Below are 25386 nucleotides of genomic sequence, written 5' to 3'. Positions count from 1 at the left end.
CCGTCAACACTTTGTTGAACGGTTGGTGGTTACGTTTTGAACCGGCCGCCGTTGCCGGCGCGATTCGTGTGCGATTCGCCAAGTGCGCCCCGCCGGGGGCTGGTTCGGACTGGCCGCGCCGGCGGGGTTCGCCTGTCCGGAAGGTTTCCGCCGGGAGGAGGTCCTGGAGGAGTCGACCGGGGGATCGACCGGGGTCAGGAGGGCTTCGAGCCGTCCTGGCGGTTGAGGTAGTTGTACACCGTGAACCGGCTGACGCCGAGCGCCGAGGCGACCGTCTCGACCCCGTGGCGGACGGTGAAGGCGCCGCGCTCCTCCAGGAGGGCGACGACCCGCTGCTTCTCCCCGCGGTCCAGCTCGGCCAGCGGGCGGCCGTCGAACTGGCGGGCCATCTCGGCCAGCAGGCGGTCCAGGGCGCTGCTCAGGTGCGGCAGCCGGACGGCGAGCGCCGGGGTGCCCTCCCACTCCAGGACGACGTCCTCGGACTTTGCCTCGTCCAGTCGGACGGGCGTCGCGCCGACGGCGTCCAGCAGCGGCTTGATCGCCAGGGCGAGCGGGTGTTCCACGTGCTCGGTCACGGCGTGCCGCCCTCCTCGCCGAGCACGCTGACCTGGACCGAGATCCGGGTCGCACCCGCGGTCAGGGTTTCCCGGAGCAGCTTGGTCACCGCGGCGAGCACCTGGTCGGCCTCGCCCTCGGCGCCGGTCCCGAAGGGGCCGACCGAGACGGCCAGGCCGGCCTCGTCGACGACCTGGCGGGCCGCCGCGGCGTGCTCGGGGAACGTGTCCAGTTCGAACGGTTCTGTCGTGAACTCCACCATCAATCGCACGTGCTCACTGTAGCGAGCGCCGGTGCGGGCGGGCGGGGGTCGGTCGATCCGGCGCCCGCGGTGCCGGCGAGAGGGGGTTCCGGGTTCACGTCCGGACTTCTTCAACAAAACGTTGCGGCGGTCTTGACACCTGCTCGCCGAGCCGGAGATGCTTCCACCAAGCAGAATCCCTCTTCCGGATCGTGGAAGTAGCGGATCTCGGAAGAGAGTGAGAGGTGAGTGACGTGACGGCCGCTTCCCGGCACAGCTTCACGGTCAACCTGTCGATCCTGTTCGGCGAACTGCCGCTGCTGGAGCGTCCCGCCGCGGCCGCGGCCGCTGGTTTCACCGCCGCCGAGCTGTGGTGGCCCTTCGGCGCCGAGCCCACCCCGTCCGAGGCCGAGCTGGACACCCTCCGCAAGGCCTTCGGCGACGCGGGCGTACGGCTCACCGGCCTCAACTTCCTGGACGACCTCACCCTCGGGGCCCGCGGCACCGTCTCGGTGCCCTCCGAGCAGGACCGCTTCCGGGCCAACGTCCCGGTCGCCGCGGGGCTCGCCGCCTCGCTCGGTGCCAAGGCGCTCAACGCGCTGTACGGCAACCGGATCGAAGGCGTCGAGGCCGCCGAGCAGGACGCCCTCGCGCTGGAGAACCTGGTGCTCGCCGCCGGGGCCGCGCACGAGATCGGCGCGATCCTGCTGATCGAGGCCCTCAACGCGGCGGAGTCCCCGGACTACCCGCTGGTCTCCGCGGCCGCCGCGGTCGAGGTGGTCGACAAGGTCAACGCGGCCACCGGCCTGGGCAACGCGAAGTTCCTCTGCGACCTGTACCACCTGGCCAGGAACGGCGAGGACCTGCCGGCCGTCATCGACGCCTACGCCGACCGGTTCGGCCACGTGCAGATCGCCGACAACCCGGGCCGCAACGAGCCCGGCACCGGTGGACTGGACTTCGAGGACCTCTTCGCCCGGCTCACCGCCGCCGGCTACACCGGCCCGATCGGCCTGGAGTACCGCCCCTCCACCGGCGTCAGCGCCGACAGCTTCGGGTGGCTGCCGCGCGAGCACCGCGCCGCTGAGTAGCCGCTGAGTAGGCGCTGAGTAGGCGCCGAGCAGGCGGGCCCTGCGCTGCCGCCGAGCAGGCGGGCCGCACGCCGCCGAGCAAGCCCGGCCCACCCTCCCCACCCCACGAACGACGTAAGGAACGACGCGATGAGCCGCAAGATCGCCTTCATCGGCCTCGGCATCATGGGCAGCCCGATGGCCGCCAACCTGGTCAAGGCCGGCCACCACGTCACCGGCTACAACCTCACCCAGCCGCCGATCGACGCCCTGGTCGCGGTCGGCGGTCACGGCGCCACCAGCATCGCGGACGCGGTGAAGGACGCCGAGGTCGTCATCACCATGGTCCCGGCCGACCCGCACGTCGAGCAGGCCATCCTGGGCGAGGGCGGCGTGCTGGAGAACGCCAGGCCCGGCACCCTCGTGATCGACATGTCCTCGATCACCCCGCAGACCTCCCAGAAGGTCGAGGCGGCCGCCAAGGAGAAGGGCGTGCGCACCCTGGACGCCCCGGTCTCCGGTGGCGAGGCCGGCGCCGTCGAGGCGGTGCTGTCGATCATGGTCGGTGGTGCCGCCGAGGACTTCGCCGAGGCCAAGCCGCTGTTCGACGTCCTGGGCACCACGGTCATCCACGTCGGGCCGTCCGGCGCCGGCCAGACCGTCAAGGCCGCCAACCAGCTGATCGTCGCCGTCAACATCCAGGTGCTCGCCGAGGCCGTGGTGTTCCTGGAGAACGCCGGCGTCGACCTGCCCGCCGCGCTGGACGTGCTCGGCGGCGGCCTGGCCGGTTCGACCGTGCTGAACCGCAAGAAGGCGAACATGGTCGACCGCGAGTTCGCCCCCGGCTTCCGGATCGACCTGCACCACAAGGACATGGGCATCGTCACCGATGCCGCCCGCGCCGTGGGCGCCGCGCTGCCGGTCGGCGCCGTGGTGGCCCAGCTGGTCGCCTCCGCCCGCGCCAACGGCGACGGCTCGCTCGACCACTCGGCGCTGCTGCGCGGCGTCGAGCGCCTCTCGGGCCGCGAGGTCAAGTAGGCCCCGGGGCTCCTCGGGCCCCCGTGAACTCCTCCTGGTGGCGTGTACCTCATCCGGTCGTGCCCGCGCCACCAGGAGGCCAGACCCGACCGGCGGGCGGGCCGGGGCTCATCCGCCCGCCCGCCGGTCGATCCAGCCGGTGATGCGTACTCCCCTGTCGGGGGCACTTCGGTCGTGCCGGTACGCCTCGCCTGGCCCCCTCCCCGCCGAGGGGAGCCTCTCGTACGTCGGAAGCGGGACGAGGGGAACGGCGGGGAGGGGGTCGCACCTCCCGGCGGGAGTCGCACCCTCCCGGCGGGAGGCGCATCTCCCGGCCGGGGGCGTTTCTCCTGACGGGGGGTCGCACCCCAGGTGCACCCGGGCCCATGCTTGGCACAGGCTGTCGAAACATCGCCAGACCCCGTACGGAAGTGAGGACCGCACCATGCCCGTCACCCCCCACCAGGGCCATGTGGTCGTAGCTCCCGACAAGTTCAAGGGCACCCTGGAGGGTGCCGAGGTCGCCGCCCGGATCGCCGCCGGCGTCCGGCGCGCCGCGCCCGGCGTCGAGGTGCGCGAACTGCCCGTCGCCGACGGCGGCGAGGGCACCCTGGCCGCCGCGCTCGCGGCCGGCTTCACCCGCGTCCCGGCCAAGGTGGCCGGCCCGACCGGCCTGCCGGTGGACGCCGCGCTGGCCGTGCGGGGCGACACCGCCGTGGTCGAGCTGGCGCAGTCCTCCGGTCTCGCCCGGCTCCCCGGCGGACGCACCGCCCCGCTCGCGGCCGGCTCCTACGGCGTCGGCCAGCTGATCGGCCGGGCCGTGGCGCTCGGCGCCAAGCGGATCGTGCTCGGCCTCGGCGGCAGCGCCTGCACCGACGGCGGCGCGGGCATGGTCCAGGCTCTCGGGGCCCGCCTGCTCGACGCGGATGGCGCCGAACTGCCCCCCGGCGGAGCCGCGTTGCGCAGGCTCGACCGGATCGAGCCCGGCCCGCTGACCGACGTACTGGCCGGCGTCGAGATCGTCGTGGCCTGCGACGTGGACAATCCGCTGCTCGGCCCGCGCGGCGCCACCGCCGTCTACGGCCCGCAGAAGGGCGCCGACGGCGCCGACCTGGTGATCCTGGAGGAGGGCCTGACCCGCTTCGCCGACCAGGTCGCCCTGGCCACCGGACGGGACGTGCGCGACGCCCCCGGTGCCGGGGCCGCCGGCGGGGTGGGCTTCGCCGCCCTCGCGTTGCTCGGCGCCACCATGCGACCCGGTATCGAGCTGCTGCTCGAACTGCTGGGTTTCGACGAGGCCGTGCGTGGGGCACGCCTCGTCGTGACCGGTGAGGGCTGTCTGGACGCGCAGACGCTCCACGGCAAGGCCCCCGCCGGCGTTGCCTCGGCGGCCACCCGGGCGGGGGTTCGGGTGGCCGCCGTGGCGGGGCGGCTGGAGCTGTCCGAGCCCGAGTGGCGGGCCGCCGGGTTCGCCGCCGCGATCGCCCTCACCGACCTCGCGGAGCAGCCGGGGGACAGCATGACCAAGGCCGGCGAGCTGGCCGAGGTCGCGGGGGAGCGGCTGGCGGGCGAGCTGCTGTCCGGCTGATCTTCGGGCCGATCCCCCGTGCCGACGGGGCGCGCGGATCCCCCGTGCGTTTCCCTCGCACGTTCCTCCATTGACGTTTTGTTGAAGGCGGGCCTAGGCTCCCGGCAATCCTTCGCTTCCCCGCCCGGTTCCCGCCCGGTTCCCCTCCCGGTCCCTGCCCGGCGCCCACCCCCAACTTCCAGGTTTCGGAGGTCTCCCATGCCTTTCAGCCAGCCAGCGGTGATCCGCTCCCGACGGGTGGTCCTGCCCGACGGTGAGCGCCCCGCCGACGTGCTGATCCGGGACGGGAAGATCGAGCAGGTCGCCGCGTACGGCTCGCTCCTCGCGGGCGACCGGCCCGACGGCGACGGCGGCCTCGCCGACCTCGGCGAAACCGCCCTGCTGCCCGGCCTGGTCGACACCCACGTGCACGTCAACGAGCCCGGCCGCACCGAGTGGGAGGGCTTCGCCACCGCCACCCGGGCCGCCGCGGCCGGCGGCGTCACCACGATCATCGACATGCCGCTCAACTCCGTCCCGCCCACCACCACGCTGGAGGGCCTGGCCGCCAAGCGGAAGACCGCGGACGGCCAGGCCTGGGTCGACCTCGGTTTCTGGGGCGGCGCCGTCCCCGGCAACGTCCCGGACCTCGCGCCGCTGCACGAGGCCGGCGTGTTCGGCTTCAAGAGCTTCCTCGCCCCCTCCGGCGTCGACGAGTTCCCGCACGTCGAGGCCGCGGACCTGGAGGCCGCGCTGGCCGAGCAGGCCCGGCTCGGGGCGCTGGCGATCATCCACGCCGAGGACCCGGCCGTGCTGGCCGCCGCCCCGCAGCAACCCGGCGTCCACTACCGCGACTTCCTCGCCTCCCGCCCCGCCGACGCGGAGACCGTCGCCGTCGCCGTCCTGCTCGACACCGCCCGGCGCACCGGCGCCCGCGTCCACATCCTGCACGTCTCCTCCGCCGCCGTGCTGCCGCTGCTGCGCCAGGCCCGCGAGGACGGCGTCCAGGTCACCGCCGAGACCTGCCCGCACTACCTGACCCTGGCGGCCGAGCAGGTGCCGGACGGCGGCACCGCCTTCAAGTGCTGCCCGCCGATCCGCGACGAGACCAACCGCGACCTGCTCTGGCAGGCCCTGGCGGACGGCGAGTTCATCGCCGTGGTCTCCGACCACTCGCCCTCCACCCCCGACCTCAAGCTGCTGCCCGAGTACGGCGGCAGCGGTGACTTCGCGGCCGCCTGGGGCGGCATCGCCTCCCTGCAGCTGGGCCTGCCGGCGATCTGGACCGAAGCCCGCCGCCGCGGCCACGGCCTCGCCGACGTGGTCCGCTGGATGTCCGCCGGACCGGCCGAACTCGTCGGCCTCACCGGGGTCAAGGGCGCCATCGCGGCGGGCTGCGACGCCGACCTGGTCGCCTTCGACCCCGACGGCGAATTCGCCGTCCACCCCCGCGAGTTGCACCACCGCAACCCCGTGACCCCGTACGCGGGCCGGACGCTGACCGGCGCGGTCCGCACCACCTGGCTGCGCGGCCGCGCGGTGGACGTCTCGGCCGAGCCCTTCGGCCGCCGGCTCACCCGGCCCGCCGCCGCCCCCACCACCCCGTCCGATCGCCCGTCCTGAGGAGACTTCGTGACCACTGCCGACACCCCGAGCGCTCCCTTCACCGAGCTGGTCAACCTGGCCTCGCGGCTGCTCGGCGCGGGCGTCGTCGCCACCAACGAGGACACCTTCGCCGACGCCGAGAACCTCCTGGTCGCCAAGCCCGCCGAGTTCCGCCCGCACACCTTCGGCCACAAGGGCCAGATCATGGACGGCTGGGAGTCCAAGCGCCGCCGCGGCGTCTCCGCCGACCAGCCCCACCCCACCGACCAGGACCACGACTGGGCGATCGTCCGGCTCGGTGCCGCCGGTGTGGTCCGCGGCCTGGTGGTGGACACCGCCCACTTCACCGGCAACTACCCGGAGAGCGCCTCCGTCGAGGCCGCCTCCGTGCCCGGCCACCCCTCGCCCGAGGAAGTGGCGGACGCCGAGTGGACCACGCTGGTGCCGCGCACCCCGCTCCAGGGCGACACCGCCCACGAGTTCGCCGTCGAGGACGCCAACCGCTACACCCACATCCGCCTCAACATCTTCCCGGACGGCGGCGTCGCCCGGCTGCGCGTCCACGGCGAGGTGCTGCCCGACCCGCGCGAACTGGACGGCCTCACCTTCGACCTGGCCGCCCAGGAGTACGGCGGGGTGGCCGAGGCGGCGTCCGACCGCTACTTCTCCTCCCCGCACAACCTGAACGCTCCCGGTCGCGCCTCCGTCATGGGCGAGGGCTGGGAGACCCGGCGTCGGCGCGACAAGGCCAACGACTGGGTGCAGATCGCCCTGGCCGGGGGCGGTGAGGCCCTGGCCGCCGAGGTGGACACCACCCACTTCGTCGCCAATGCCCCCGGCTGGGCCGACCTCGTCGGCTTCGACGCCTCGACCGGGGCGGACCCGGCCGACGGCGAGTGGTTCGAGATCCTGCCCCGCACCCGCCTGCAACCCGACACCCGGCACCGCTTCCGGCTCGACGCGGGCCGCCCGATGACCCACGTGCGCATCAACGTCCACCCGGACGGCGGCCTCGCCCGCCTCCGGCTCACCGGCCGCCTCACCGAGGCGGGCCGCGCGGCCCTCGCGCTGCGTTGGTTCAACGCCGTCCCGGCCGCCGAGGCCGCCGCGGCCCTCACCGAGGCCGGCCTGACCGCCGACGAGGCCGCCGCGCTGACCGCCGCCCGCCCGCTGGCGGACCAGGCCGCGGCCGCCGGCGCCGTCGCCGCGCTCCGGCCCGCCGACGGCCCCGACGGCGAGCACTCCTCCCGCCGCCGCTCGGCGGTCCGGCGCCTGCTGGGCGTCTGACGCCCGTTCGGTGATCCGGCGGAGCCCGCGCCCGCCGAGAACTGATGCCACGTCACATCACTCTCCACGCAACGCTTTTATCGACACCTGAAGGACCCTCCATGTCCAAGATCCTGACCACGGAGTCCGGCGCCCCGGTCGCCGACAACCAGAACTCGGCCTCGGCCGGCGAGTACGGCCCGCTGCTGATCCAGGACCAGCAGCTGCTGGAGAAGCTGGCCCGCTTCAACCGCGAGCGCATCCCGGAGCGCGTCGTGCACGCCCGCGGCTCCGGCGCGTACGGCTACTTCGAGGTCACCGACGAGGTGTCGCAGTACACCCGCGCGGACTTCCTCGCCGAGGTCGGCAAGCGCACCGAGGTCTTCCTGCGGTTCTCCACCGTGGCAGGCAACCTGGGCTCCAGCGACGCGGTGCGCGACCCGCGCGGCTTCGCGCTGAAGTTCTACACCGCGCAGGGCAATTACGACCTGGTCGGCAACAACACCCCGGTGTTCTTCATCAAGGACCCGCTCAAGTTCCCCGACTTCATCCACTCGCAGAAGCGCGACCCGTACACCGGCGTGCAGGAGGCGGACAACGTCTGGGACTTCTGGGCCCACTCGCCCGCCTCGACCCACCAGATCACCTGGCTGTTCGGCGACCGCGGCATCCCGGCCTCCTACCGCCACATGAACGGCTACGGCTCGCACACCTACCAGTGGGTCAGCGCCGAGGGCGACGCCTACTGGGTCAAGTACCACTTCAAGACCAACCAGGGCATCCGCTCGCTGGACGGCGACCAGTCCGCCGAGGTGCTCGGCGCCGACGCCGACTCGCACCAGCGCGACCTGCACCAGGCCATCGAGCGCGGCGTGTTCCCGTCCTGGACCCTCTACGTCCAGCTGATGCCGGTGGCCGAGGCCGCGGACTACCGCTTCAACCCGTTCGACCTCACCAAGGTGTGGCCGCACGCCGACTACCCGCTGGTCAAGGTCGGCCGCCTGGTGCTCAACAGGAACCCGGAGAACGTCTTCGCCGACGTCGAGCAGTCCGCGTTCTCGCCGAACAACTTCGTGCCCGGCATCGGCCCCTCCCCGGACAAGATGCTCCAGGGCCGCCTGTTCGCCTACGCCGACGCCCAGCGCTACCGCCTCGGCGTCAACCACACCCAGCTGCCGGTGAACGCCCCGCGCGCCACCGAGGCGGACAACTACGGCCGCGACGGCCTCCACGCCGTCAACAAGTCCGGCCGCGGCAAGAACTACGAGCCCAACTCGTACGACGGCCCCGCCCAGACCGACACCGCGCTCGCCGCGCCGGTCCGGCTGGACGGCTACACCGGCACCTACACCACGCCGGCCCACACCAAGGACGACGACTTCTTCCAGGCCGGCGAGCTGTACCGGCTGATGTCCGCGGGCGAGAAGACCCGGCTGATCGACAACATCGCGGGCTTCCTCGCCCAGGTGAGCCGCGACGACGTGGTCGAGAAGAACCTCGCCCACTTCCACGCCGCGGACGAGGAGTACGGCGCCCGCCTTGAGGCGGCCGTCGCCAAGCTGCGGGCGGGCGACGAGGGCTGAGTCGCTCCGCCATGACGCGCCACGCGCAACGAGGGCCGAGCCACCCCGCCGTGGCGCGCCGCGCGTGACGCCCCGCTGACCGACTGACCCGCCCTCACCGGCCGCCGGGGCCCCGCAACCCGGCGGCCGCGGGACGGTCCCCTCCCCCCGGGGCAGTGGGGGAGGGGGCCGTCGCGTTGTCCTCCACTACCGTTCCTCCAGGCGATCGGTGGGTGCTCCACGGAATGTTCACGGATATTCACGGACGGCAGTCGCCGGGCCCGCCGGGTCGATAGGCTGGAAGGCGCCCGCGGTCGCTCCGTGGGGGGACATCGGAAGGGGACGACATGTCGACACCAGCCCCGGGTCGCCACGCCGCGCTGGACCAGGGCCTCGCCGGCCCGTTCACCTCCCTGCAGCACGCCCTCAGACTGCTGGAGGCCGTCGACCGGCACCCTGACGGCGCCACCCTGGTCGCCCTCGCGCGGGAGACCTCGCTCGGCCTGCCGACCGTCCGGCAGCTCGCCGAGATCCTTGAGATCGAGGGCTACCTCCAGTGCCAGGACGGCGGTTGGGTGCTCGGCGGCACCTTCGCCCTGCTCGGCCAGCACAACCGGGAGCAGCTGGTGAAGGCCCGGCTGAACCGCAAACTCGCCGAGCTGCGGGACGAGTTGGGCGCGGCAGTGTACTTCACCCGCTACCACGACGGCGAGTTGTCGGTGGAGGCGGTGTCCGCGGCCGAGTACGCGCCGGCCGTGCAGGAGTGGGTGGACTTCCGGGCCACCGCGCACGCCAGCGCGATCGGCAAGTGCCTGCTCGGCCAGCTCGACGCGGACGCCCGCTGGGACCACCTCTCCCGCCACCCGGTGGCCCGGCTCACCTCCCGGACCGTCACCGACGCCGACCAGCTGATGCACCGGCTGGAGCGGCAGCCGGCCACCGTGCCGGTTCTGGACATCCAGGAGTACGCGCTCGGCACGGTGTGCGCGGCCGTCCCGATCACGGCGGGCAGCACGGTCGGCTGCCTGGCCACGTCGATGCCGGTGGACAACGTGCACAAGCTGAAGGCCGCCGCCGAGCTGCTGGCGGCCCGGGCGGCGCCGCTGATGCTGGCGATGGCGGTCTGACGGCCGGTCGTTCCCGTGGGCCCCGCCGGATCCGAGTGATCCGGCGGGGCTCGCCTGTTTGTTCGTGGGCGTGTCGGCTCGCATCGGTTCGCGGGCGTGTTCGTTCACGGGCGCGTCCGTTCGCAAGTGTTTCCGGTGACGGTCCCGGAGGGTGTCACTTATTAGACTCGATGTCGATAAGAGTCGCCGAACCCCTTGTCCCAGCCGCTACCCGCGAGTACGTTTCCCTGAGTCGAGCCGCCGCCCCGAGGTCAGGAGGGCCTGCCGTGCCCCGCTCCACCCCCGTACCCGCCCTTGCCGTCCCCGCCGCGCGCGTCCACGACAGCCTCGTCCTCGAACCCCGGGACGTCCGCTTCGACTGGGACCGGCTGCCGCTGCACTGGATCCCCGACGAGCCGATGGCCACCCACGTCATCAACGTGCTGCACCTGTTGCTGCCCGAGGGCGAGCGCTGGTTCGTCAAGGTCTTCAAGGAGGCGCTGCCGCTCATCCGCGACGAGCAACTGCGCGAGGAGGTCCTCGGGTTCATCGGCCAGGAGGCCATCCACGCCGAGGCGCACCAGGAGGTCCTCGACCACCTGCTCGGCCAGGGGCTCGACCCGCGTCCGTACGTCCGGCAGATCGCCTGGCTGTTCCAGCGCGTCCTCGGCGACAAGCCCGGGCTCAGCCCCGCGCGGCGACGCGAGAACATCATCGAGCGGGTCGCCTTCGTGGCGGCGATCGAGCACTTCACCGCCTTCCTCGGCAACTGGGCGCTCAACTCCCCGGGCCTGGACCGCGCCAAGGCCGACCCGACGATGCTCGACCTGCTGCGCTGGCACGGCGCCGAGGAGGTCGAACACCGCAGCGTCGCCTTCGACCTGATGGTCCACCTCGACCCCGGCTACCTGCGCCGGGTCCGCGGCATGGCGGTCTCCGGGCCGCTGCTGGTCCACCTCTGGGTGCGCGGCGCCCGCTTCCTGCTCGCCGCCGACCCCACCCTCGACGGACGGCTCAAGCCCACCTGGCGCGAGGCCGGCAGGATCGCCAGGCGCGGACTGCTGCCCGACCCGGTCCGGTCGATCCGCTCCGGCCTACGCTACCTGCGGCCCGGCTACCACCCCACCCAGGAGGGCTCCTCCAGTCAGGCCCTCGGCTACCTCGCCGCCTCCCCGGCCGCCCGCGCGGCAGCAGTGGGCCACTGGCAAGGGGTCAAGTAACGGAGTTCAGATAACAGATAACAGAAGACGTTATCTGTTATCTGAACTTTGAAATCTGAAACTTGTCACCTGTCGCTCGCGCCCCCTCCCAGACGCCAAGGACCGCCGGATGGACCTGCTCAACCCGCCCCCCGACCTCTACGGCCGCCCCCGCGCCGACGCGTTCATGCGCCGGCTCACCGCCTTCGGCGACCGCTACACCCCGGCCCTCGGCAGCCCCCTGCTGCGCCGCAACCCCCGCCGCCCGCTCAGCCGCCCCACCCCGCCGCTCCAGCTGGTCGTCGCCGCCCGCCGCCAACTCACCCCCGACGTCGTCGAATTGCGGCTCGCCGACCCCTCCGGCGGCCCGCTCCCCGGCTGGCAGCCCGGCGCCCACCTGCGCCTCGCCCTGCCCTCCGGCCGCGAACGCCACTACTCGCTCTGCGGCGACCCCGCCGACCGCGCCGCCTACCGGATCGCCATACGGCGACTGCCCGAGGGCGGCGGCGGCTCCGTCGAGATCCACGACACCCTGCACCCCGGCAGCCGCCTCACCGCCCGCCGCCCGCGCAACGGCTTCGCCTTCTGCGCCGAGCCCGCCGTCCTGCTGCTCGCCGGCGGCATCGGCATCACCCCACTGCTCCCGATGGCCCGCGAGGCGCAGCGGCACGGCCTGGACTGGCGCCTGGTGCACGTCGGCCGCAGCGCCGACACCCTCCCGTACGCGGACGAGCTGCGCGCCCTGGACCCGAGCCGGGTGGTGCTGCGCACCGACGACGAGCACGGCGTGCCGACCGGCGCCGACCTGCTCGCGCACGCCCCGCGCGGCGCCGCCGTCTACTGCTGCGGCCCGGCTCCGATGCTCACCGCCGTGCAGCGCTCCCTGGGCGAATCCCCCTCCACCGCGCTGCACTTCGAGCGCTTCGGCGCCGCCCCGATCATCGGTGGCGCGCCCTTCGCCCTGCGCCTGGGCGCCGACGGCCCGGCGCTGGACGTCCCCGCCGACCGCTCCGCCCTGGACGTGTTGCGCGAAGCCCGTCCCGACCTCCCGTACTCCTGCCACCAGGGTTTCTGCGGCACCTGCGAGGTCCGCCTGCTGGCCGGCACGCCCGAGCACCGGGACCGCCGGCTCACCCCCGAGCAGCGTGCCGCCGGCGCCGTGCTGCCCTGCGTCTCCCGGGCCGCCGAGGGCGAGACCCTGGTGCTCGACCTGTAGCGTGCTCGACCTGTAGAAGGAGCCCCGATGGCGAACCCCCCGACCTTCCCCTACGACGAGCGCGACCTCGCCCGCTTCCGCGAGACCCAGCAACTCGCCTACCACTGCGCCGAACAGGTCGCCGCCTGGATCGAACCGGGCGTCACCGAGCGCCAGGCCACGGCCGAGCTGCGCCGCCGCCTGGTCGCCGCCGGGGTGCAGGACTTCTTCCACGTCCCGTTCGCCTGGTTCGGCGACCGCACGGCCTTCCGGCACTTCCACACCCCGCTCCAGTTCTTCGCCGGCAACCGCCGCCTGGAGGAGGGCATGCCGTACGTCCTGGACTGCGCGCCCATCGTCGACGGATACACCGCCGACATCGGCTACGGCGGCAAGGTCGGCGAGAACCGGGTCTGGGACCGCCTGGCCGCCGACCTCCAGGTGTACCGCGAGCTGATCCTCGCCGAGGTGCGCGCCCGCCGTCCGCTCAACGAGGTGTACGCGGCCGTGGACGCGCAGATTGCCGCGCACGGCTACGACAACCGCCACCAGGTCTACCCGGGCCGGGTGATCGGCCATCAGGTCACCCGCACCACCGTGCGCGGCCCGGCCGGGGTCAACGTCTTCGGCTTCGGCGTGCGCACCCTGCAGACCCTCGGGCGCGAACTGATCTCCGAGCGCCTGCACGGCCGTTCACCGCTCTGGGCGGACGGCCGGTCGTCCCGGCACGCGCCCACCCCGGGCCTGTGGGCGGTCGAGCCGCACATCGGCTTCCGCGGCGTGGGCATCAAGTTCGAGGAACTGCTGGTGGTCACCGAGGACGACGCCCACTGGCTCGACGACGACCTGCCGCACGTCCGCCGCTGGACGGCGGGCGCCGCCCACGACGTTGCCCTGGAGGCCGCCCGATGACCACCCCCGCCGCAGACGCCCCGGACGCCCCGGCTGCTTCGCAGGCCCCGGACGCCGCAGCTGCCCCGAAGGCGCTGGCCGCCCCGCCCGTGCGCCGCCGCACCGTGCACTCCGACGGCCTCCCGCTCGCCGTCTTCGAACAGGGCGACCCGGCCGCACCCACCGTCCTCCTGGTGCACGGCTACCCGGACACCCACGCGGTCTGGGACGACGTCGCCGCCGACCTCGCCCGCGACCACCACGTGGTCCGCTACGACGTGCGCGGCGCCGGCCGGTCCGGAGTGCCCGCCACCCGGGACGGCTACCGGCTGGACCGCCTGGCCGCCGACCTGTTCGCGGTCGCCGACGCCGTCAGCCCCGACCGCCCGGTGCACGTGGTCGCCCACGACTGGGGCTCGCTGCAGTCCTGGGAGGCCGTCACCGCGCCCGGCTCCGAGCGGCGGATTGCCTCGTACACCACCATGTCCGGCCCCTGCCTGGACCACGTGGGGTACTGGCTGCGCCACCGGATGCGCCGGCCCACCCCGCGCCACCTGCGCCAACTCCTCCACCAGGGCCTGCACTCCTGGTACATCACCGCCTTCCACCTGCCCTTCCTCGCCCCCGGCGTGTGGCGCCTGGGCCTGGCCCGGGCCTGGCCGCGGGTGCTGCGCGACCTGGAGCAGGTCACCCCGCGGCCCGACCACCCGCAGCCCGGCCTGCGCCGCGATGCCGTCCGCGGCATCGAGCTGTACCGGGCCAACTTCCGCCCCACGCTGCGCAGTCCGCGCGAGCGGCCGACGCAGGTGCCGGTCCAGCTGATCACCCTCACCCGGGACCGCTACGTCGCCCCGTTCCTTTCCGAGGGGCTGGAACGCTGGGTGCCCGAGCTGACCCGACGGACGCTGCACGCCGGCCACTGGTCGGCGCTGCTGGAGAAGGGAGCCACCGTGGCCGAGATGGTCCGCGAGTTCACCACCCGCATCGAACGCGGAAGCGCCGAGCCGACCCGGGAGCAGGGCGACGGCCGGCTGGTCGTCGTCACCGGCGGCGGCAGCGGCATCGGCCGGGCCACCGCGCTCGCCTTCGCCGAGGACGGCGCCCGCGTCGTGGTCTGCGACCTCGACCTCGCCGCCGCCGAGCGCACCGCCGAACTCGCCTCGCTGATCGGCCCGCAGGCGCACGCCTACCGGGTGGACGTCGCCGACGGCGCGGCGGTGGACGCCTTCGCGCAGGCGGTCGCGGAGGAGCACGGGGTGCCCGACGTGGTGGTCAACAACGCCGGCATCGGCCACTCCGGGACGTTCCTGCAGACCACCGAGAAGGAGTGGCAGCGCGTCCTGGACGTCAACCTCTGGGGCGTCATCCACGGCTGCCGCGCCTTCGGCACGCTGATGGCCGACCGCGGCCAGGGCGGTCACCTGGTCAACGTCTCCTCGGCCGCCGCCTACCTGCCGTCCAAGGCGCTCACCGCGTACGCGACCAGCAAGGCCGCGGTGTTCATGCTCTCGGACTGCCTGCGCGCCGAACTCGCCGGGCACGGCATCGGCGTCTCCACCATCTGCCCGGGCATCGTCAACACCAACATCACCCGCACCTCCACCTTCTCCGCGACCACCGCCGACCAGCAGGCCGCCAAGCGGGCCCGCGCCGCCAGGCTCTACGCCCGCCGCGGCTTCCCCCCGGAGAAGGTCGCCACCGCCATCCTCACCGCCGTCCGCACCGGCAAGCCGGTCGTCCCCGTCACCCCCGAGGCCAAGGCCGCCCGCTTCCTCTCCCGCCTCAGCCCCGGCCTCCTGCGCCTGGCCGCCCGCCTCAACGTCACCTGAGCGGCCCCTGCGGGTCTGCGATATCGGACAGCCTTTGATACTCCAAGTCGGCGGTTCAGGCCGAGATCGACCGGTTGTTCAACGAGGGGCGGCTCGCGCTCTGTGGAGCCGTCGAGCTGGAGATCATGCACAGCGCCCGGTCCAAGGCCGACGCCGATCGCATCCGGGAGGGCTTGCGTGGCTTCGACTGGCTGACTACGCCCGATGAGGTGTGGGACCGCGCCATCGAAGTGCAGGCACTCCTCACCGCCGCCGGAAACTGGCGGGTGCTGTCCGTGGCGGACCTCGTCATCGCCGCCACCGCCGAGCGCCACAGCGTCACCGTCCTGCACGACGACGGGGACTACGACATGATCGCCGCCGTCACCGGCCAGCCGACCGAGTGGGTCGTCCAGCCGGGGACGGCGGACTGAGGGCCCCATCGGGCCTGTGAGAGCATCGAGGCCCATGGAGATGACAACGGCTCTGTGGTCCTTCGCCCTCGTCGTGGGGTTGCTCACGCTCACACCCGGGCTCGACACCGCGCTGGTGCTGCGCACGTCCGCGCTCGGGCGGCGGCGCCAGGCGTGGGGGGTGGTGCTGGGGATCCAGACCGGGACGCTGGTCTGGGGGACGCTGACCTCGGCCGGGGTGACGGCGCTGCTGACCGCCTCGCAGGTGGCGTACGAGGTGCTGCGCTGGGGCGGGGCCGCGTACCTGGTGTGGATGGGCGTCGGCATGCTGCGCAGCCGGGGCGGGGAGGTGGCGGTCGAGGAGGAGCCGGCCGAGGGCGGCTTCGGGTACGGCTGGCGGCGCGGCACGCTGACCAATCTGCTGAACCCCAAGGTCGGGGTGTTCTACGTGGCCGTGCTGCCGCAGTTCATCCCCGCCGGGGCCCCGCACTTCGCCGCCGGAGTGGCGCTCACCTGCGTCCACGTGGTGGAGGGCGTGCTGTGGTCGACCGTCCTGGTCGGCTTCGCCCGGGCGCTGCGCGGCTGGCTGCGCCGCCCGGCTGCCCGGAGGCTGATGGACCGGGTGACCGGCGCGGTGGTGGTGGGCTTCGGCGTGAAGCTGGCGCTGAGCGACTGACCGTCGGCCTCAGGCGGCGTGCGTCCGTCGCGTGCGTCGTGCCCGGGGCTCCTCGGGGGTGGCCGGTGCCTCGTGGTGGATCGGGCCGTCCCCGGCGTTGAGCGGCAGGCAGCTGCCGCCGCGCCGGTGGGCGATGATCTCGGCGGCGACGGAGACCGCCGTCTCCTCGGGGGTGCGGGCGCCGAGGTCGAGGCCGATGGGGGAGCGCAGCCGGCCGATCTCGGCCTCGGTGAGCCCGACCTCGCGCAGCCGCGCCTCGCGGTCGCGGTGGGTGCGGCGCGAGCCCATCGCGCCGACGTAGCCGACCGGCAGCCGCAGTGCGCGTTCCAGCAGCGGGATGTCGAACTTGGCGTCGTGGGTGAGCACGCAGAGCACGGTGCGCCCGTCGATCCGGTCGAGCTGGGAGTCGAGGTAGCGGTGAGGCCAGTCGACGACGACCTCGTCGGCCTCGGGGAAGCGCCGCTTCGTGGCGAAGACGGGCCGGGCGTCGCAGACGGTGACGCGGTAGCCGAGGAAGCGGCCGATCCGGACGACGGCGGCGGCGAAGTCGATGGCGCCGAAGACGAGCATCCGCGGTGCGGGCACGTAGGACTCGACGAAGCAGGTGACGGTGCCCTGGTCGCGGTCGTCGCAGGGGCGTCCGTCGAGGCCGAGCACGATCCGGCCGGTGCGTCCGGCGTCGAGCATGGCCCGGGCCTCGGTGACGACCGCCCGTTCCAGCGCGGTCAGGAGGTGTCGCGCGGGGCGCGTCGCCGGAAGGGTGGTGGCGGGCGACGGCTGGGCCGTCGAGGGGGCGGGGGGGAGGACGGGGGAGAGGGCACCGTGGTGGGTGTCGGCGGTGACGGCGACGGTGGCGCCGACGAGCCCGCCGGGCCCGGCGATCACCCGGGCGAGCGCGACCGGGGTGCCGGAGGCGATGTAGGCGATGCCGGCGTCGAGTCCGTCGTCGGCCCCGGGCCGGATCGGCTGGACGAACACGTCGAGGACGCCGCCGCAGGTCAGGCCGACGGCGAAGGCGTCCTCGTCGCTGTAGCCGAACCGTTCCAGCACGGGTTCGCCGGACTCGATGGCAGCCTGGCACAGCTCGTAGACCGCGCCCTCGACGCAGCCCCCGGAGACGCTGCCGATCGCCTCGCCGGCCGCGTCGACGGCCAGGGCCGCCCCCGGGTCGCGGGGCGCGCTGCCGGAGACGCCGACGACGGTGGCCACGGCGAAGGAGCGCCCGGCCGCGTGCCAGGCCTGCAACTGCTCGGCGATGTCCTGCATGTCGGGGAGCTCCTTACACAAGCGAGGGTAGACGGGAGGTGCCGCCGTACGGGAAACGATTCCCGCACGGCGGCGGTGCGGCCAGGTCCTCTCCGGCCGAGAGGGTCAGACACGTCCTAGTGCACGCCCAGCCAGGACTTGATCGGGGTGAGCGCGAAGTAGACCACGAAGACCCCGGTGAGGATCCACATCAGCGGGCCGGGCTCGCGCCACTTGCCGGTGCCCGCCTTGATGACCGTGTACGAGATGACGCCCGCGGCGACACCGGCGGTGATGCTGTAGGTGAACGGCATCAGGGTGCAGGTGAGGAAGGCCGGGATGGCGACCTTGCGGTCGGACCAGTCGATGTGCCGGGCCTGGCTCATCATCATCGAGCCGATCACGACGAGGGCGGCGGAGGCCACCTCGGTCGGGACGATCGCGGCGAGCGGCGAGAAGAACAGCATCAGCGCGAACACGCCGCCGGTGACGGTCGAGGCGAGGCCGGTGCGGGCGCCGTCGCCGACACCGGTGGCGGACTCGACGAACACGGTCTGGCCGGAGGCGCCGGACAGGCCGCCGACGGCGCCGCCGGCCCCGTCGATGAACAGGGCCTTGGAGAGGCCGGGCATCCGGCCCTGCTTGTCGGCCAGCCCGGCCTCGGTGCCGACGCCGATGATGGTGGCCATCGCGTCGAAGAAGCCGGCCAGCACCAGGGTGAAGACGGCGACCGAGGCGCTGATGGCGCCCAGGCCGTGGCTGCCGAAGGCACCGAAGAGGTCGACGTGGCCGAAGAGGCCGAAGTCGGGCGCGGAGACCGGGCTGCCCGGCCACACCGGGGCGGAGCTGACCCAGGTCTTCGCGGGGAGGTCGGCGACCGCGTTGATGACGAAGGCCACCACGGTGCCGCCGGCGATGCCGATCAGGATCGCGCCGCGGACGTTGCGGGCCAGCAGCACGAAGATCGTCAGCACGGTGAGGCAGAAGACCAGGACGGGCCAGCCGGCCAGCTCGCCGAAGGGGCCGAGCGCGAGCGGCGTGGGGCCGCCGGTGTGCACGAAGCCGGCCTTGACCAGGCCGATCAGCGAGACGAAGAGGCCGATGCCGATGGTGATGGCGTGCTTGAGCGGCAGCGGGATGCCGTTCATGATCTTCTCGCGGAGCCCGGACACGACCAGCAGGACGATCAGCAGGCCGTAGATCACGCACAGGCCCATGGCCTGGGGCCAGGTGGTGTGCGGCACCACCAGCGCGGAGATCACGCCGGAGACGGAGAGCCCGGCGGCGACCGCCAGGGGGACGTTGCCGACCACGCCCATCAGGATCGTGGTGACGGCGGCGGCGAGCGCGGTCGCGGTGGTGAGCTGCGCGTGGTCCAGCTTGAGGCCGTTGACGTCGGCGCCGCTCAGGATGATCGGGTTGAGCAGCACGATGTAGGCCATCGCCATGAAGGTGGTGAGGCCGCCGCGGATCTCATTGCCGAAGGTCGATCCCCGGGCCGTGATCTTGAAGTACGCGTCCAGTGCGTTCTTCGGTGCGGGGGCCGGGGCCGGGGCCGGCGTGGCGGTGTCGTCCTCGGCGGGTCTTTCTTCCGTGGGGCCGGGTTCCGTGGGGCTGTGTTCCGTGGGGATCCGGGTCATGTCCACTCCCAAGTGTCAAAGGGGGTTGGGGTGGGCGAGCCGACCTGACTGCCAGTCAACGAGGTTGGCGCAGGGGGACTGCTCGACTCACTGGGCGCACTGTGGCGGTGCCTGCGGTGCGTGGGTGGTGCGCACCGCTGCAGAACCCCGGCGTGGGAGAGGCAGCGGGATGGTGCGGTCGCGTGCCGTTGGGCGGTGCACGCGAGTGGGGGCGCGGTGGAGCGGCCCCGGGGCGGCGGGGAAGACGGTCGCCGCCCCGGGGAGGTTCTCCTGCTCCCCGTCGCTGGAGCCCGGGGAGGTTCTCCTGCTCCCCGGGGCCTGAAGCCCGGGGGAGCTCGCGGGCTCCGGGGGCGTCAGGCCCCGGGGGCCTCCGTGGTGAGGTGCTCGGGCCGGACCGGGATCCGGTTGAGGGCCAGGCCGGTGGCGTTGCGGATGGCGGCCACGATCGACGGCGTCGCCGAGACGGTCGGGGCTTCGCCGACGCCGCGCAGCCCGTACGGGGCGTGCGGGTCGGGCAGTTCGAGGATCTCCACCGGGATCGGCGGGGTGTCGAGGATGGTGGGGATCAGGTAGTCGGTGAAGGAGGCGTTGCGCACCTTCCCGTCCCGCACGATGATCTCCTCCATCACGGCGAGGCCGAGCGCCTGGGTGCAGCCGCCCTGGATCTGGCCGACGACGGAGAGCGGGTTGAGCGCCTTGCCGACGTCCTGGACGGCGGTGAGCTCGACGACCTTGACCAGGCCCAGTTCGACGTCCACGTCGACCACCGCGCGGTTGGCGCAGAAGGTGTACTGGACGTGGCCGAAGCCCTGCCCGGTCTCCTTGTCGAAGGGGACGGTCGGGCGGTGGTGGTGTTCGCGGGTGAGGTCGATGGCCTCGTCGCCGAGCAGGTCGACCATGGGGACCAGCACGCCGGCGCTCTCCGAGACGACCTTCCCGGCGATCAGCGTGATGTCGCCGTGGGTCCAGCCGTAGCGTCGGCGGCCCTTCTCGATCAGCGCCCGCCTGACCGCCTCGGCGGCCAGCTTCACGGCGCCGCCGGTCATGTACGTCTGGCGCGAGGCGGAGGTCGAACCGGCCGAGCCGACCTCGGTGTTGGCCGGGTGGATGGTGACCAGCTCGACGCCCAGCTCGGTGCGGGCGATCTGGGCGTGCACGGTGACGCCGCCCTGGCCGACCTCCGCCATCGCGGTGTGGACCATGGCGACGGGCTCGCCGCCGATCACCTCCAGGCGCACCCGGGCGGTGGAGTAGTCGTCGAAGCCCTCGGAGAAGCCGACGTTCTTGATGCCGACCGAGTAGCCGACGCCGCGCACGATGCCCTCGCCGTGCGAGGTGTTGGACAGCGCCCCGGGGAGCTGGCGCACGTCCGGGTGTTCGGTGTCCAGCGGCGGCGGCAGCGGCATCTCCTTGGCGCGCCGCAGCAGTTCGGCGACCGGGGCGGGCGAGTCGATCTGCTGGCCGGTGGGCATGCGGTCGCCCTCCGACATGGCGTTGAGCTGCCTCAACTCGACCGGGTCCATGCCGAGTTCGGCGGCCAGCTTGTCCATCTGCGACTCGTAGCCGAACGCGGCCTGGACGGCGCCGAAGCCGCGCATGGCGCCGCAGGAGGGGTTGTTGCTGTAGAGCGCGATGGCGTGCATCCGCACGTTCGGGATCACGTACGGGCCGTGCCCGAGCGAGGCCGCGTTGCCGACCACGGCGGGCGAGGCGGAGGCGTACGCGCCGCCGTCGAGCACGATCCGGCAGTCGGCGAAGACCAGTTTGCCGTCGTGGGTGGCGCCGTGCTCGTAGTGCATCCTGGCGGGGTGGCGGTGCACGTGGCCGAAGAAGGACTCGTCGCGGGCGTAGACGATCTTGACCGGCTTGCCGGTGTGCTGGGCCAGCAGGCAGGCGTGGATCTGCATCGACAGGTCCTCGCGGCCGCCGAAGGCGCCGCCGACGCCGGCCAGGGTGAGCCGGACCTTCTCCTCGGGCAGGTCGAGGACCGGGGCCATCTGCTGGCGGTCGACGTGCAGCCACTGGGTGGCGATGTAGAGGTCGATGCCGCCGTCCTCGGCGGGCACCGCGAGGCCGGACTCGGGGCCGAGGAAGGCCTGGTCCTGCATGCCGACCTCGTAGTCGCCGCTGACGATGACGTCCGCGAGCGCGCGGACCTCGTCGGTGACGCCGAGGCCGGAGACCAGCCGCTGCTCGTGGCAGATGTTGCCGTACCCGTGCGACTTGTACTCGTGCGGCTCGTGCACGTAGCCGTGGGTGGCGGGGTCGAGGCACTGCTCCTCGGTGACGATCGGGGTGAGCACCTCGTACTCGACCTTGATCCTCTTCACCGCGCGGCGGGCGGTCTCCGGGTGGTCGGCCGCGACCAGGGCGATCGCCTCGCCGTGGTAGCGGACCTTGTCGATGGCCAGGGCCGGCTGGTCCTGGATCTCCAGCCCGTAGTACTTCGCGCCGGGGATGTCCTGGTGGGTGAGGACGGCGTAGACGCCGGGCACCTTGAGCGCCTCGGAGATGTCCACCGACAGGATGGTGGCGCGCGGGTGCGGCGAGCGCAGCGCCATGCCCCAGAGCATGTCCTCGTGCCACATGTCGGAGGAGTACGCGAACTCGCCCTTGACCTTGAGGTGGCCGTCCGGGCGCAGCGGCGAGCCGCCGATGCCGTCCTTGCTGGCCTGCCGGATGTCCTGGAGGTTCTTCTGACCCTGGATGGTGCGGGTGGTCATTGCGACACGGCCTTTCCGGCGCACGTGCGGGCGGACGCCAGCCGCACCGCGTCCATGATCTTCTCGTAGCCGGTGCAGCGGCAGAGGTTGCCCGACAGCGCCTCGCGGATGTCGTTGTCGCTCGGCTGGGCGTCCCGCTCCAGCAGCGCGTCGGTCTGCACCAGCAGGCCGGGGGTGCAGAAGCCGCACTGGACGGCGCCGGCATCGATGAACGCCTGCTGGACGAGGCCCAGTTCGCCGTTCTCCCCGGTCAGGCCCTCGACCGTGCGCACCTCGCGGTCCTGCACCTGGCCGGCCGCGACCAGACAGCTGCAGACCGGCACGCCGTCCAGGTAGACCGTGCAGGAGCCGCACTCGCCCTGCTCGCAGGCGTTCTTCGAGCCCGGCAGGCCGACCCGCTCGCGCAGCACGTACAGGAGGCTCTCGCCCTCCCAGACGTCGTCCGCCTCGACCGGCTTGCCGTTGGCGGTGAAAGTCACCCTCATGCCGCGCTCCTGATCTGCTTGCTGTAGTCGTTCCAGGTCCAGGTGAGGGTGCGGCGGGCCATCACGGCCAGCGCGTGCCGGCGGTAGTCGGCGGTGCCCCGGACGTCGTCGATCGGCGAGGCGGCGGCCTTGACCAGCTCGCCGAAGCGCTGGACCACCTCGGCGCCCAGCAGGTCGCCGGACTCCCAGAGGCCGCGCTCGGCGAGCACGCCCGCCAGGTACTCCTCGGCCTCGACGGCGCGGCGCGGCGTGGGGGCGGCCGAGCCGATGCCGGTGCCGACGGTGCCGTTCTTCGGGTGGAGGGCGAAACCGAAGGCGCAGACCGCGATCACCATGGCGTTGCGGGTGCCGATCTTCGAGAACTGCTGCGGGCCGTCCGCCACCGGGATGCGCACGGCCCGGATCAGCTCGTCGGCCTCCAGGCTGTTGCGCTTCACGCCGACGTAGAAGTCGTCGATCGGGATCAGCCGGGTGCCGCGCACGGAGGCGGCCTCGACCAGGACGTCCCGGCCGGCCGCCAGCAGCGCCGGGTGGGAGTCGCCGGCCGGGGAGGCCGCGCCGAGGTTGCCGCCGACGCCGCCGCGGTTGCGGATCTGCGGGGAGCCGACGGTGTGGGCCGCCAGCGCGAGCCCGGGCAGCGGCCCGGACAGCTCGTCGATGATCCGGGAGTAGGGGACGGAGGCGCCGAGCCTGACGACGCCGCCGTCGTTCGACCACTGGGTGAGCTCGGTGATGCGGTTCAGATCGAGAATCGCGGATGGCCGGTGCACGTCGAAGTTCAGCTCGACCATGACGTCCGTACCGCCCGCGATGGGCAGCGCGGTCGGGTACTCGGCCTTCGCCGCGAGTGCCTCGTCCCAGGTAGCGGGCCGAAGGAACTCCATGCGGGTGTCTCCTCAAGTCGTCGCCTGCCGGACGGGTGGGCACAGTGCCCGGAACTCGGTGTTCGGACCTCTCAACCGACCGCTTCGTCGCCTCCGCGTCGGGCCCCGGTCACCGGGCTGCGTCCGGCGGCGTGTCGCCCAGTGAACCGCCGGGACGGGGCCCACTGGCAGTCACCGATGGCATGAAGCCCCGGCTGTGCTCCCGCCCGGCATCCTGTACGTTCCTCTAAGGAGAGGAATGCGCAGCCCAGGTGTTCACCAGGTGCTACCTACGACCGTAATCCGGCCGTGATTCGCAAGCGACGGGCCCGTGATCCGGTCGCCCGCCCGGACGTGACGACAAGTACGGATGTTCGGGCACACTGTGACCCCCGACCGAACGCCCGGGCCTCCCCCGTTCGGCCCACCCCCAGCCCCGTCCCACCCTCAGCCCCCGTTAGGAGTCCGCGGATGCGTGTCCGTGACCTGCTCGCCCCCGGCGCCCCGCGACTGCGCCTGCTCGCGGCCGAGGACGAGCTGGACCGGCAGGTCAGCGGTGTCATGACCACGGACCTGCACGACCCCGGCCGCTACCTGCACGGCGGCGAGCTGGTGCTCACCGGCATGCTGTGGCGCACCGCCCCGGCCGACTCCGAGCGGTTCGTGCGGACCATCGTGGCCGGCGGCGCGGTCGCCCTGGCGGCCGGCGAGGCCGAGGTCGGTCCGGTGCCCGAGGACCTGGTGGAGGCCTGCCGACGGCACCGGATGCCGCTGCTGGCCGTCCCCGACGACATCGCCTTCGGCACCGTCACCGAGTTCATCGGCCGCCAGGTCTCCGCCGACCGCGCCGCCGACCTCGCCGCCCTCGTCGACCGGCACCGCCTGCTGGTCTCGGCGGCCGGCGGCGGCGGCCTGGACGCGGTGCTGGACCTGCTCGGCGGCGACCTCGACCTCGACTGCTGGGTGCTCACCCCCACCGGCGCGGTGATCGCCGGCCCCGCCGACCGCCTCCCGGCCGAGGACCGCGACCAGCTGGTCCGCGCCCACCTCGGCGCCCAGCGCCAGCGCCGCCGCCCCCCGCACCGGGCCCGCCTGGCCGGCGGCTCCTACTCGCTGCTGCCCGCCCCGGCCTCGGCCGACCACCAGGCGCCGCTGGCCGACTGGGTGCTCGCGGTGGCCGGCGACGTCACCGAGTGGACCACCAAGCGCCAGCAGCTCGCCGAGAACCTGGCCCGGCTGGTCGCCGCCGAGCGCCACCGCCGCGACGAGGGCCGCCGGCTGCGCCGTCGCCTCGCTGACGAGGTGCTGGCCCTGCTCCAGCGCGACGCCGATCCGGCCGAGATCAGCCGCACCCTGTACGCCTCCTCGGCGATGGCCGCCCGCTACGAGAGCGTCGAGCCCAAACCCCAGGCCCAGGACGGGTCCTGGCTGGTGCTCAGCGCCGAGGGCACCGGCCTGCCCGAGGGTGTGGTGCGCGCCGTCCTGGAGGAGGCGCTGGGCGGCACCACCGACCGCGCGCTGGTCGCCGGGGCCGGCGCCGGCGCCGTCGTGGTGCTGCCCGCCCTGGACGGCCCGGTGCCCGCCGAGACCCTGCGCGACCTGCTCGCCCCGCTGGAGGCGGGCCTCGGCTCGGAGGGCCGGATCACCCTCGGCGTCTCCGCCCCCGCCTCCGAGGCCGGCGGCCTGCGCGGCGCCCTGGAGGAGGCCCGGCACGCCCGCCGGATCGCCGCCGCCCGGGTCGGCCGGGTCTGCGTGGCGGGCCCCGAGGAGCTGGCCTCGCACGTGCTGCTGCTGGCGGCCGTCCCGGACGAGGTCCGCCGCGCCTTCCGCGGCCGGCTGCTGGACAAGGTGATCGCGTACGACATCGAGCACCAGGCGGACCTGGTCCGCACCCTGGAGGCGTTCCTGCGCTCGGACGGCTCCTGGACGCGCTGCGCCGCGCAGCTGCATGTCCACGTCAACACCCTGCGCTACCGGATCGGCCGGATCGAGGAGCTGACCGGCCGTGACCTCTCCCGGCTGGAGGACCGGGTGGACTTCTACCTGGCGCTCGAACTGGCCTGACGGCCGGGCCTGAGAGCCGTGCCCCACGCAGGAGGGGGGGGGGGGGGGGGGGGGGGGGGGGGGGGGGGGTGGGGGGGGGGGGGGGGGGGGGGGGGGGGGGGGGGGGGGGGGGGGGGGGGGGGGGGGGGGGGGGGGGGGGGGGGGGGGGGGGGTGGGGGAGAGGGGGGGGGGGGGGGAGGGGAGGCTGGAGGACGG

General features: G+C 73.5%; 21 protein-coding genes. 14 read left to right on the top strand and 7 right to left on the bottom strand.

Annotated elements, in window-relative coordinates; genetic code table 11:
* Window positions 1-194 precede the first annotated feature (194 nt).
* Together AC07BF_RS09820 and AC07BF_RS09815 are read right to left on the bottom strand one after the other, a co-directional pair.
* Window positions 195-575, bottom strand: a complete 381-nt coding sequence (locus tag AC07BF_RS09820) for a helix-turn-helix domain-containing protein (protein ID WP_363579254.1) — start codon at window positions 573-575, stop codon at window positions 195-197.
* Window positions 572-817 (bottom strand): thiamine-binding protein, encoded by a 246-nt coding sequence (locus AC07BF_RS09815; protein ID WP_079136014.1) that lies wholly within the window; start codon window positions 815-817, stop codon window positions 572-574. Before AC07BF_RS09815 ends, AC07BF_RS09820 begins: the two co-directional genes overlap by 4 nt.
* 224 nt (window positions 818-1041) lie before the next feature.
* Between AC07BF_RS09815 and AC07BF_RS09810 the strand changes: the two genes are divergently transcribed.
* The 13 genes from AC07BF_RS09810 (at window position 1042) to AC07BF_RS09750 (ending at window position 16171) form a co-directional block, all read left to right on the top strand.
* Window positions 1042-1887: a TIM barrel protein gene (locus tag AC07BF_RS09810; protein ID WP_363579252.1), complete on the top strand. Its 846-nt coding sequence runs from the start codon at window positions 1042-1044 to the stop codon at window positions 1885-1887.
* A gap of 129 nt (window positions 1888-2016) precedes the next feature.
* Window positions 2017-2904: a 2-hydroxy-3-oxopropionate reductase gene (locus AC07BF_RS09805; RefSeq protein WP_363579251.1), complete on the top strand. Its 888-nt coding sequence runs from the start codon at window positions 2017-2019 to the stop codon at window positions 2902-2904.
* 424 nt (window positions 2905-3328) lie between these two features.
* Window positions 3329-4471: a glycerate kinase gene (locus tag AC07BF_RS09800; protein WP_363579249.1), complete on the top strand. Its 1143-nt coding sequence runs from the start codon at window positions 3329-3331 to the stop codon at window positions 4469-4471.
* A 198-nt stretch (window positions 4472-4669) separates the two neighbouring features.
* Window positions 4670-6073: an allantoinase AllB gene (gene allB / locus AC07BF_RS09795; protein ID WP_363579247.1), complete on the top strand. Its 1404-nt coding sequence runs from the start codon at window positions 4670-4672 to the stop codon at window positions 6071-6073.
* A gap of 9 nt (window positions 6074-6082) precedes the next feature.
* Window positions 6083-7342 (top strand): allantoicase, encoded by a 1260-nt coding sequence (alc, locus tag AC07BF_RS09790; protein WP_478316591.1) that lies wholly within the window; start codon window positions 6083-6085, stop codon window positions 7340-7342.
* A gap of 101 nt (window positions 7343-7443) precedes the next feature.
* Window positions 7444-8904, top strand: a complete 1461-nt coding sequence (locus AC07BF_RS09785; protein ID WP_478333181.1) for a catalase — start codon at window positions 7444-7446, stop codon at window positions 8902-8904.
* A gap of 326 nt (window positions 8905-9230) precedes the next feature.
* Window positions 9231-10010, top strand: a complete 780-nt coding sequence (locus AC07BF_RS09780) for an IclR family transcriptional regulator (RefSeq protein ID WP_063350013.1) — start codon at window positions 9231-9233, stop codon at window positions 10008-10010.
* 266 nt (window positions 10011-10276) lie between these two features.
* Window positions 10277-11209: a metal-dependent hydrolase gene (locus AC07BF_RS09775; RefSeq protein WP_363579243.1), complete on the top strand. Its 933-nt coding sequence runs from the start codon at window positions 10277-10279 to the stop codon at window positions 11207-11209.
* A 109-nt stretch (window positions 11210-11318) separates the two neighbouring features.
* Window positions 11319-12404, top strand: coding sequence for a PDR/VanB family oxidoreductase (locus AC07BF_RS09770; RefSeq protein WP_478333180.1), 1086 nt, complete (start codon window positions 11319-11321; stop codon window positions 12402-12404).
* 27 nt (window positions 12405-12431) lie between these two features.
* Window positions 12432-13295, top strand: coding sequence for a M24 family metallopeptidase (locus tag AC07BF_RS09765; RefSeq protein WP_363630680.1), 864 nt, complete (start codon window positions 12432-12434; stop codon window positions 13293-13295).
* Complete coding sequence (locus AC07BF_RS09760; RefSeq protein ID WP_478333179.1) at window positions 13292-15103, top strand: SDR family oxidoreductase; 1812 nt, start codon at window positions 13292-13294, stop codon at window positions 15101-15103. Before AC07BF_RS09765 ends, AC07BF_RS09760 begins: the two co-directional genes overlap by 4 nt.
* Before the next feature lie 74 nt (window positions 15104-15177).
* The gene (locus AC07BF_RS09755) at window positions 15178-15516 is read left to right on the top strand and encodes a PIN domain-containing protein (RefSeq protein ID WP_478333178.1); all 339 of its coding nucleotides are present in this window, start codon (window positions 15178-15180) and stop codon (window positions 15514-15516) included.
* A 34-nt stretch (window positions 15517-15550) separates the two neighbouring features.
* Window positions 15551-16171, top strand: a complete 621-nt coding sequence (locus AC07BF_RS09750; RefSeq protein ID WP_363579233.1) for a LysE family translocator — start codon at window positions 15551-15553, stop codon at window positions 16169-16171.
* 9 nt (window positions 16172-16180) lie between these two features.
* Here AC07BF_RS09750 and AC07BF_RS09745 read toward each other — a convergent pair whose 3' ends face one another.
* The 5 genes from AC07BF_RS09745 to AC07BF_RS09725 form a co-directional block, all read right to left on the bottom strand.
* Window positions 16181-17437, bottom strand: coding sequence for an XdhC family protein (locus tag AC07BF_RS09745; RefSeq protein WP_478333177.1), 1257 nt, complete (start codon window positions 17435-17437; stop codon window positions 16181-16183).
* A 116-nt stretch (window positions 17438-17553) separates the two neighbouring features.
* Window positions 17554-19056 (bottom strand): NCS2 family permease, encoded by a 1503-nt coding sequence (locus tag AC07BF_RS09740; protein ID WP_478333176.1) that lies wholly within the window; start codon window positions 19054-19056, stop codon window positions 17554-17556.
* 353 nt (window positions 19057-19409) lie between these two features.
* Window positions 19410-21779 carry a xanthine dehydrogenase subunit D gene (gene pucD, locus AC07BF_RS09735; protein ID WP_478333175.1) on the bottom strand — a complete coding sequence of 790 codons (2370 nt, stop codon included), beginning with the start codon at window positions 21777-21779 and terminating at the stop codon, window positions 19410-19412.
* Entirely contained in the window at window positions 21776-22264 is a 489-nt protein-coding gene (locus tag AC07BF_RS09730; protein WP_350875362.1) for a (2Fe-2S)-binding protein, read from the bottom strand. The genes pucD and AC07BF_RS09730 overlap by 4 nt, the downstream gene beginning before the upstream one ends.
* Window positions 22261-23148, bottom strand: a complete 888-nt coding sequence (locus tag AC07BF_RS09725) for an FAD binding domain-containing protein (protein WP_363616778.1) — start codon at window positions 23146-23148, stop codon at window positions 22261-22263. The genes AC07BF_RS09730 and AC07BF_RS09725 overlap by 4 nt, the downstream gene beginning before the upstream one ends.
* A 450-nt stretch (window positions 23149-23598) precedes the next feature.
* Between AC07BF_RS09725 and AC07BF_RS09720 the strand changes: the two genes are divergently transcribed.
* Window positions 23599-25191, top strand: a complete 1593-nt coding sequence (locus AC07BF_RS09720) for a PucR family transcriptional regulator (RefSeq protein WP_363579221.1) — start codon at window positions 23599-23601, stop codon at window positions 25189-25191.
* The last annotated feature ends 195 nt before the right edge of the window (window positions 25192-25386 follow it).

The organism is Kitasatospora sp. NPDC043950, assembly GCF_056435345.1.
This window is presented reverse-complemented; position numbering and strand designations above follow the sequence as displayed.

Bases quoted from the DNA above. Each gene is read 5' to 3' on its own strand.
- AC07BF_RS09800 (WP_363579249.1), top strand. From the start codon at position 3,329: ATGCCCGTCACCCCCCACCAGGGCCATGTGGTCGTAGCTCCCGACAAG.
- AC07BF_RS09805 (WP_363579251.1), top strand. From the start codon at position 2,017: ATGAGCCGCAAGATCGCCTTCATCGGCCTCGGCATCATGGGCAGCCCG.
- AC07BF_RS09765 (WP_363630680.1), top strand. From the start codon at position 12,432: ATGGCGAACCCCCCGACCTTCCCCTACGACGAGCGCGACCTCGCCCGC.
- AC07BF_RS09750 (WP_363579233.1), top strand. From the start codon at position 15,551: ATGGAGATGACAACGGCTCTGTGGTCCTTCGCCCTCGTCGTGGGGTTG.
- pucD (WP_478333175.1), bottom strand. From the start codon at position 21,779: ATGACCACCCGCACCATCCAGGGTCAGAAGAACCTCCAGGACATCCGG.
- AC07BF_RS09725 (WP_363616778.1), bottom strand. From the start codon at position 23,148: ATGGAGTTCCTTCGGCCCGCTACCTGGGACGAGGCACTCGCGGCGAAG.
- AC07BF_RS09815 (WP_079136014.1), bottom strand. From the start codon at position 817: ATGGTGGAGTTCACGACAGAACCGTTCGAACTGGACACGTTCCCCGAG.
- AC07BF_RS09780 (WP_063350013.1), top strand. From the start codon at position 9,231: ATGTCGACACCAGCCCCGGGTCGCCACGCCGCGCTGGACCAGGGCCTC.
- AC07BF_RS09720 (WP_363579221.1), top strand. From the start codon at position 23,599: ATGCGTGTCCGTGACCTGCTCGCCCCCGGCGCCCCGCGACTGCGCCTG.
- AC07BF_RS09745 (WP_478333177.1), bottom strand. From the start codon at position 17,437: ATGCAGGACATCGCCGAGCAGTTGCAGGCCTGGCACGCGGCCGGGCGC.
- AC07BF_RS09760 (WP_478333179.1), top strand. From the start codon at position 13,292: ATGACCACCCCCGCCGCAGACGCCCCGGACGCCCCGGCTGCTTCGCAG.
- AC07BF_RS09770 (WP_478333180.1), top strand. From the start codon at position 11,319: ATGGACCTGCTCAACCCGCCCCCCGACCTCTACGGCCGCCCCCGCGCC.
- AC07BF_RS09730 (WP_350875362.1), bottom strand. From the start codon at position 22,264: ATGAGGGTGACTTTCACCGCCAACGGCAAGCCGGTCGAGGCGGACGAC.
- AC07BF_RS09785 (WP_478333181.1), top strand. From the start codon at position 7,444: ATGTCCAAGATCCTGACCACGGAGTCCGGCGCCCCGGTCGCCGACAAC.
- AC07BF_RS09740 (WP_478333176.1), bottom strand. From the start codon at position 19,056: ATGACCCGGATCCCCACGGAACACAGCCCCACGGAACCCGGCCCCACG.
- allB (WP_363579247.1), top strand. From the start codon at position 4,670: ATGCCTTTCAGCCAGCCAGCGGTGATCCGCTCCCGACGGGTGGTCCTG.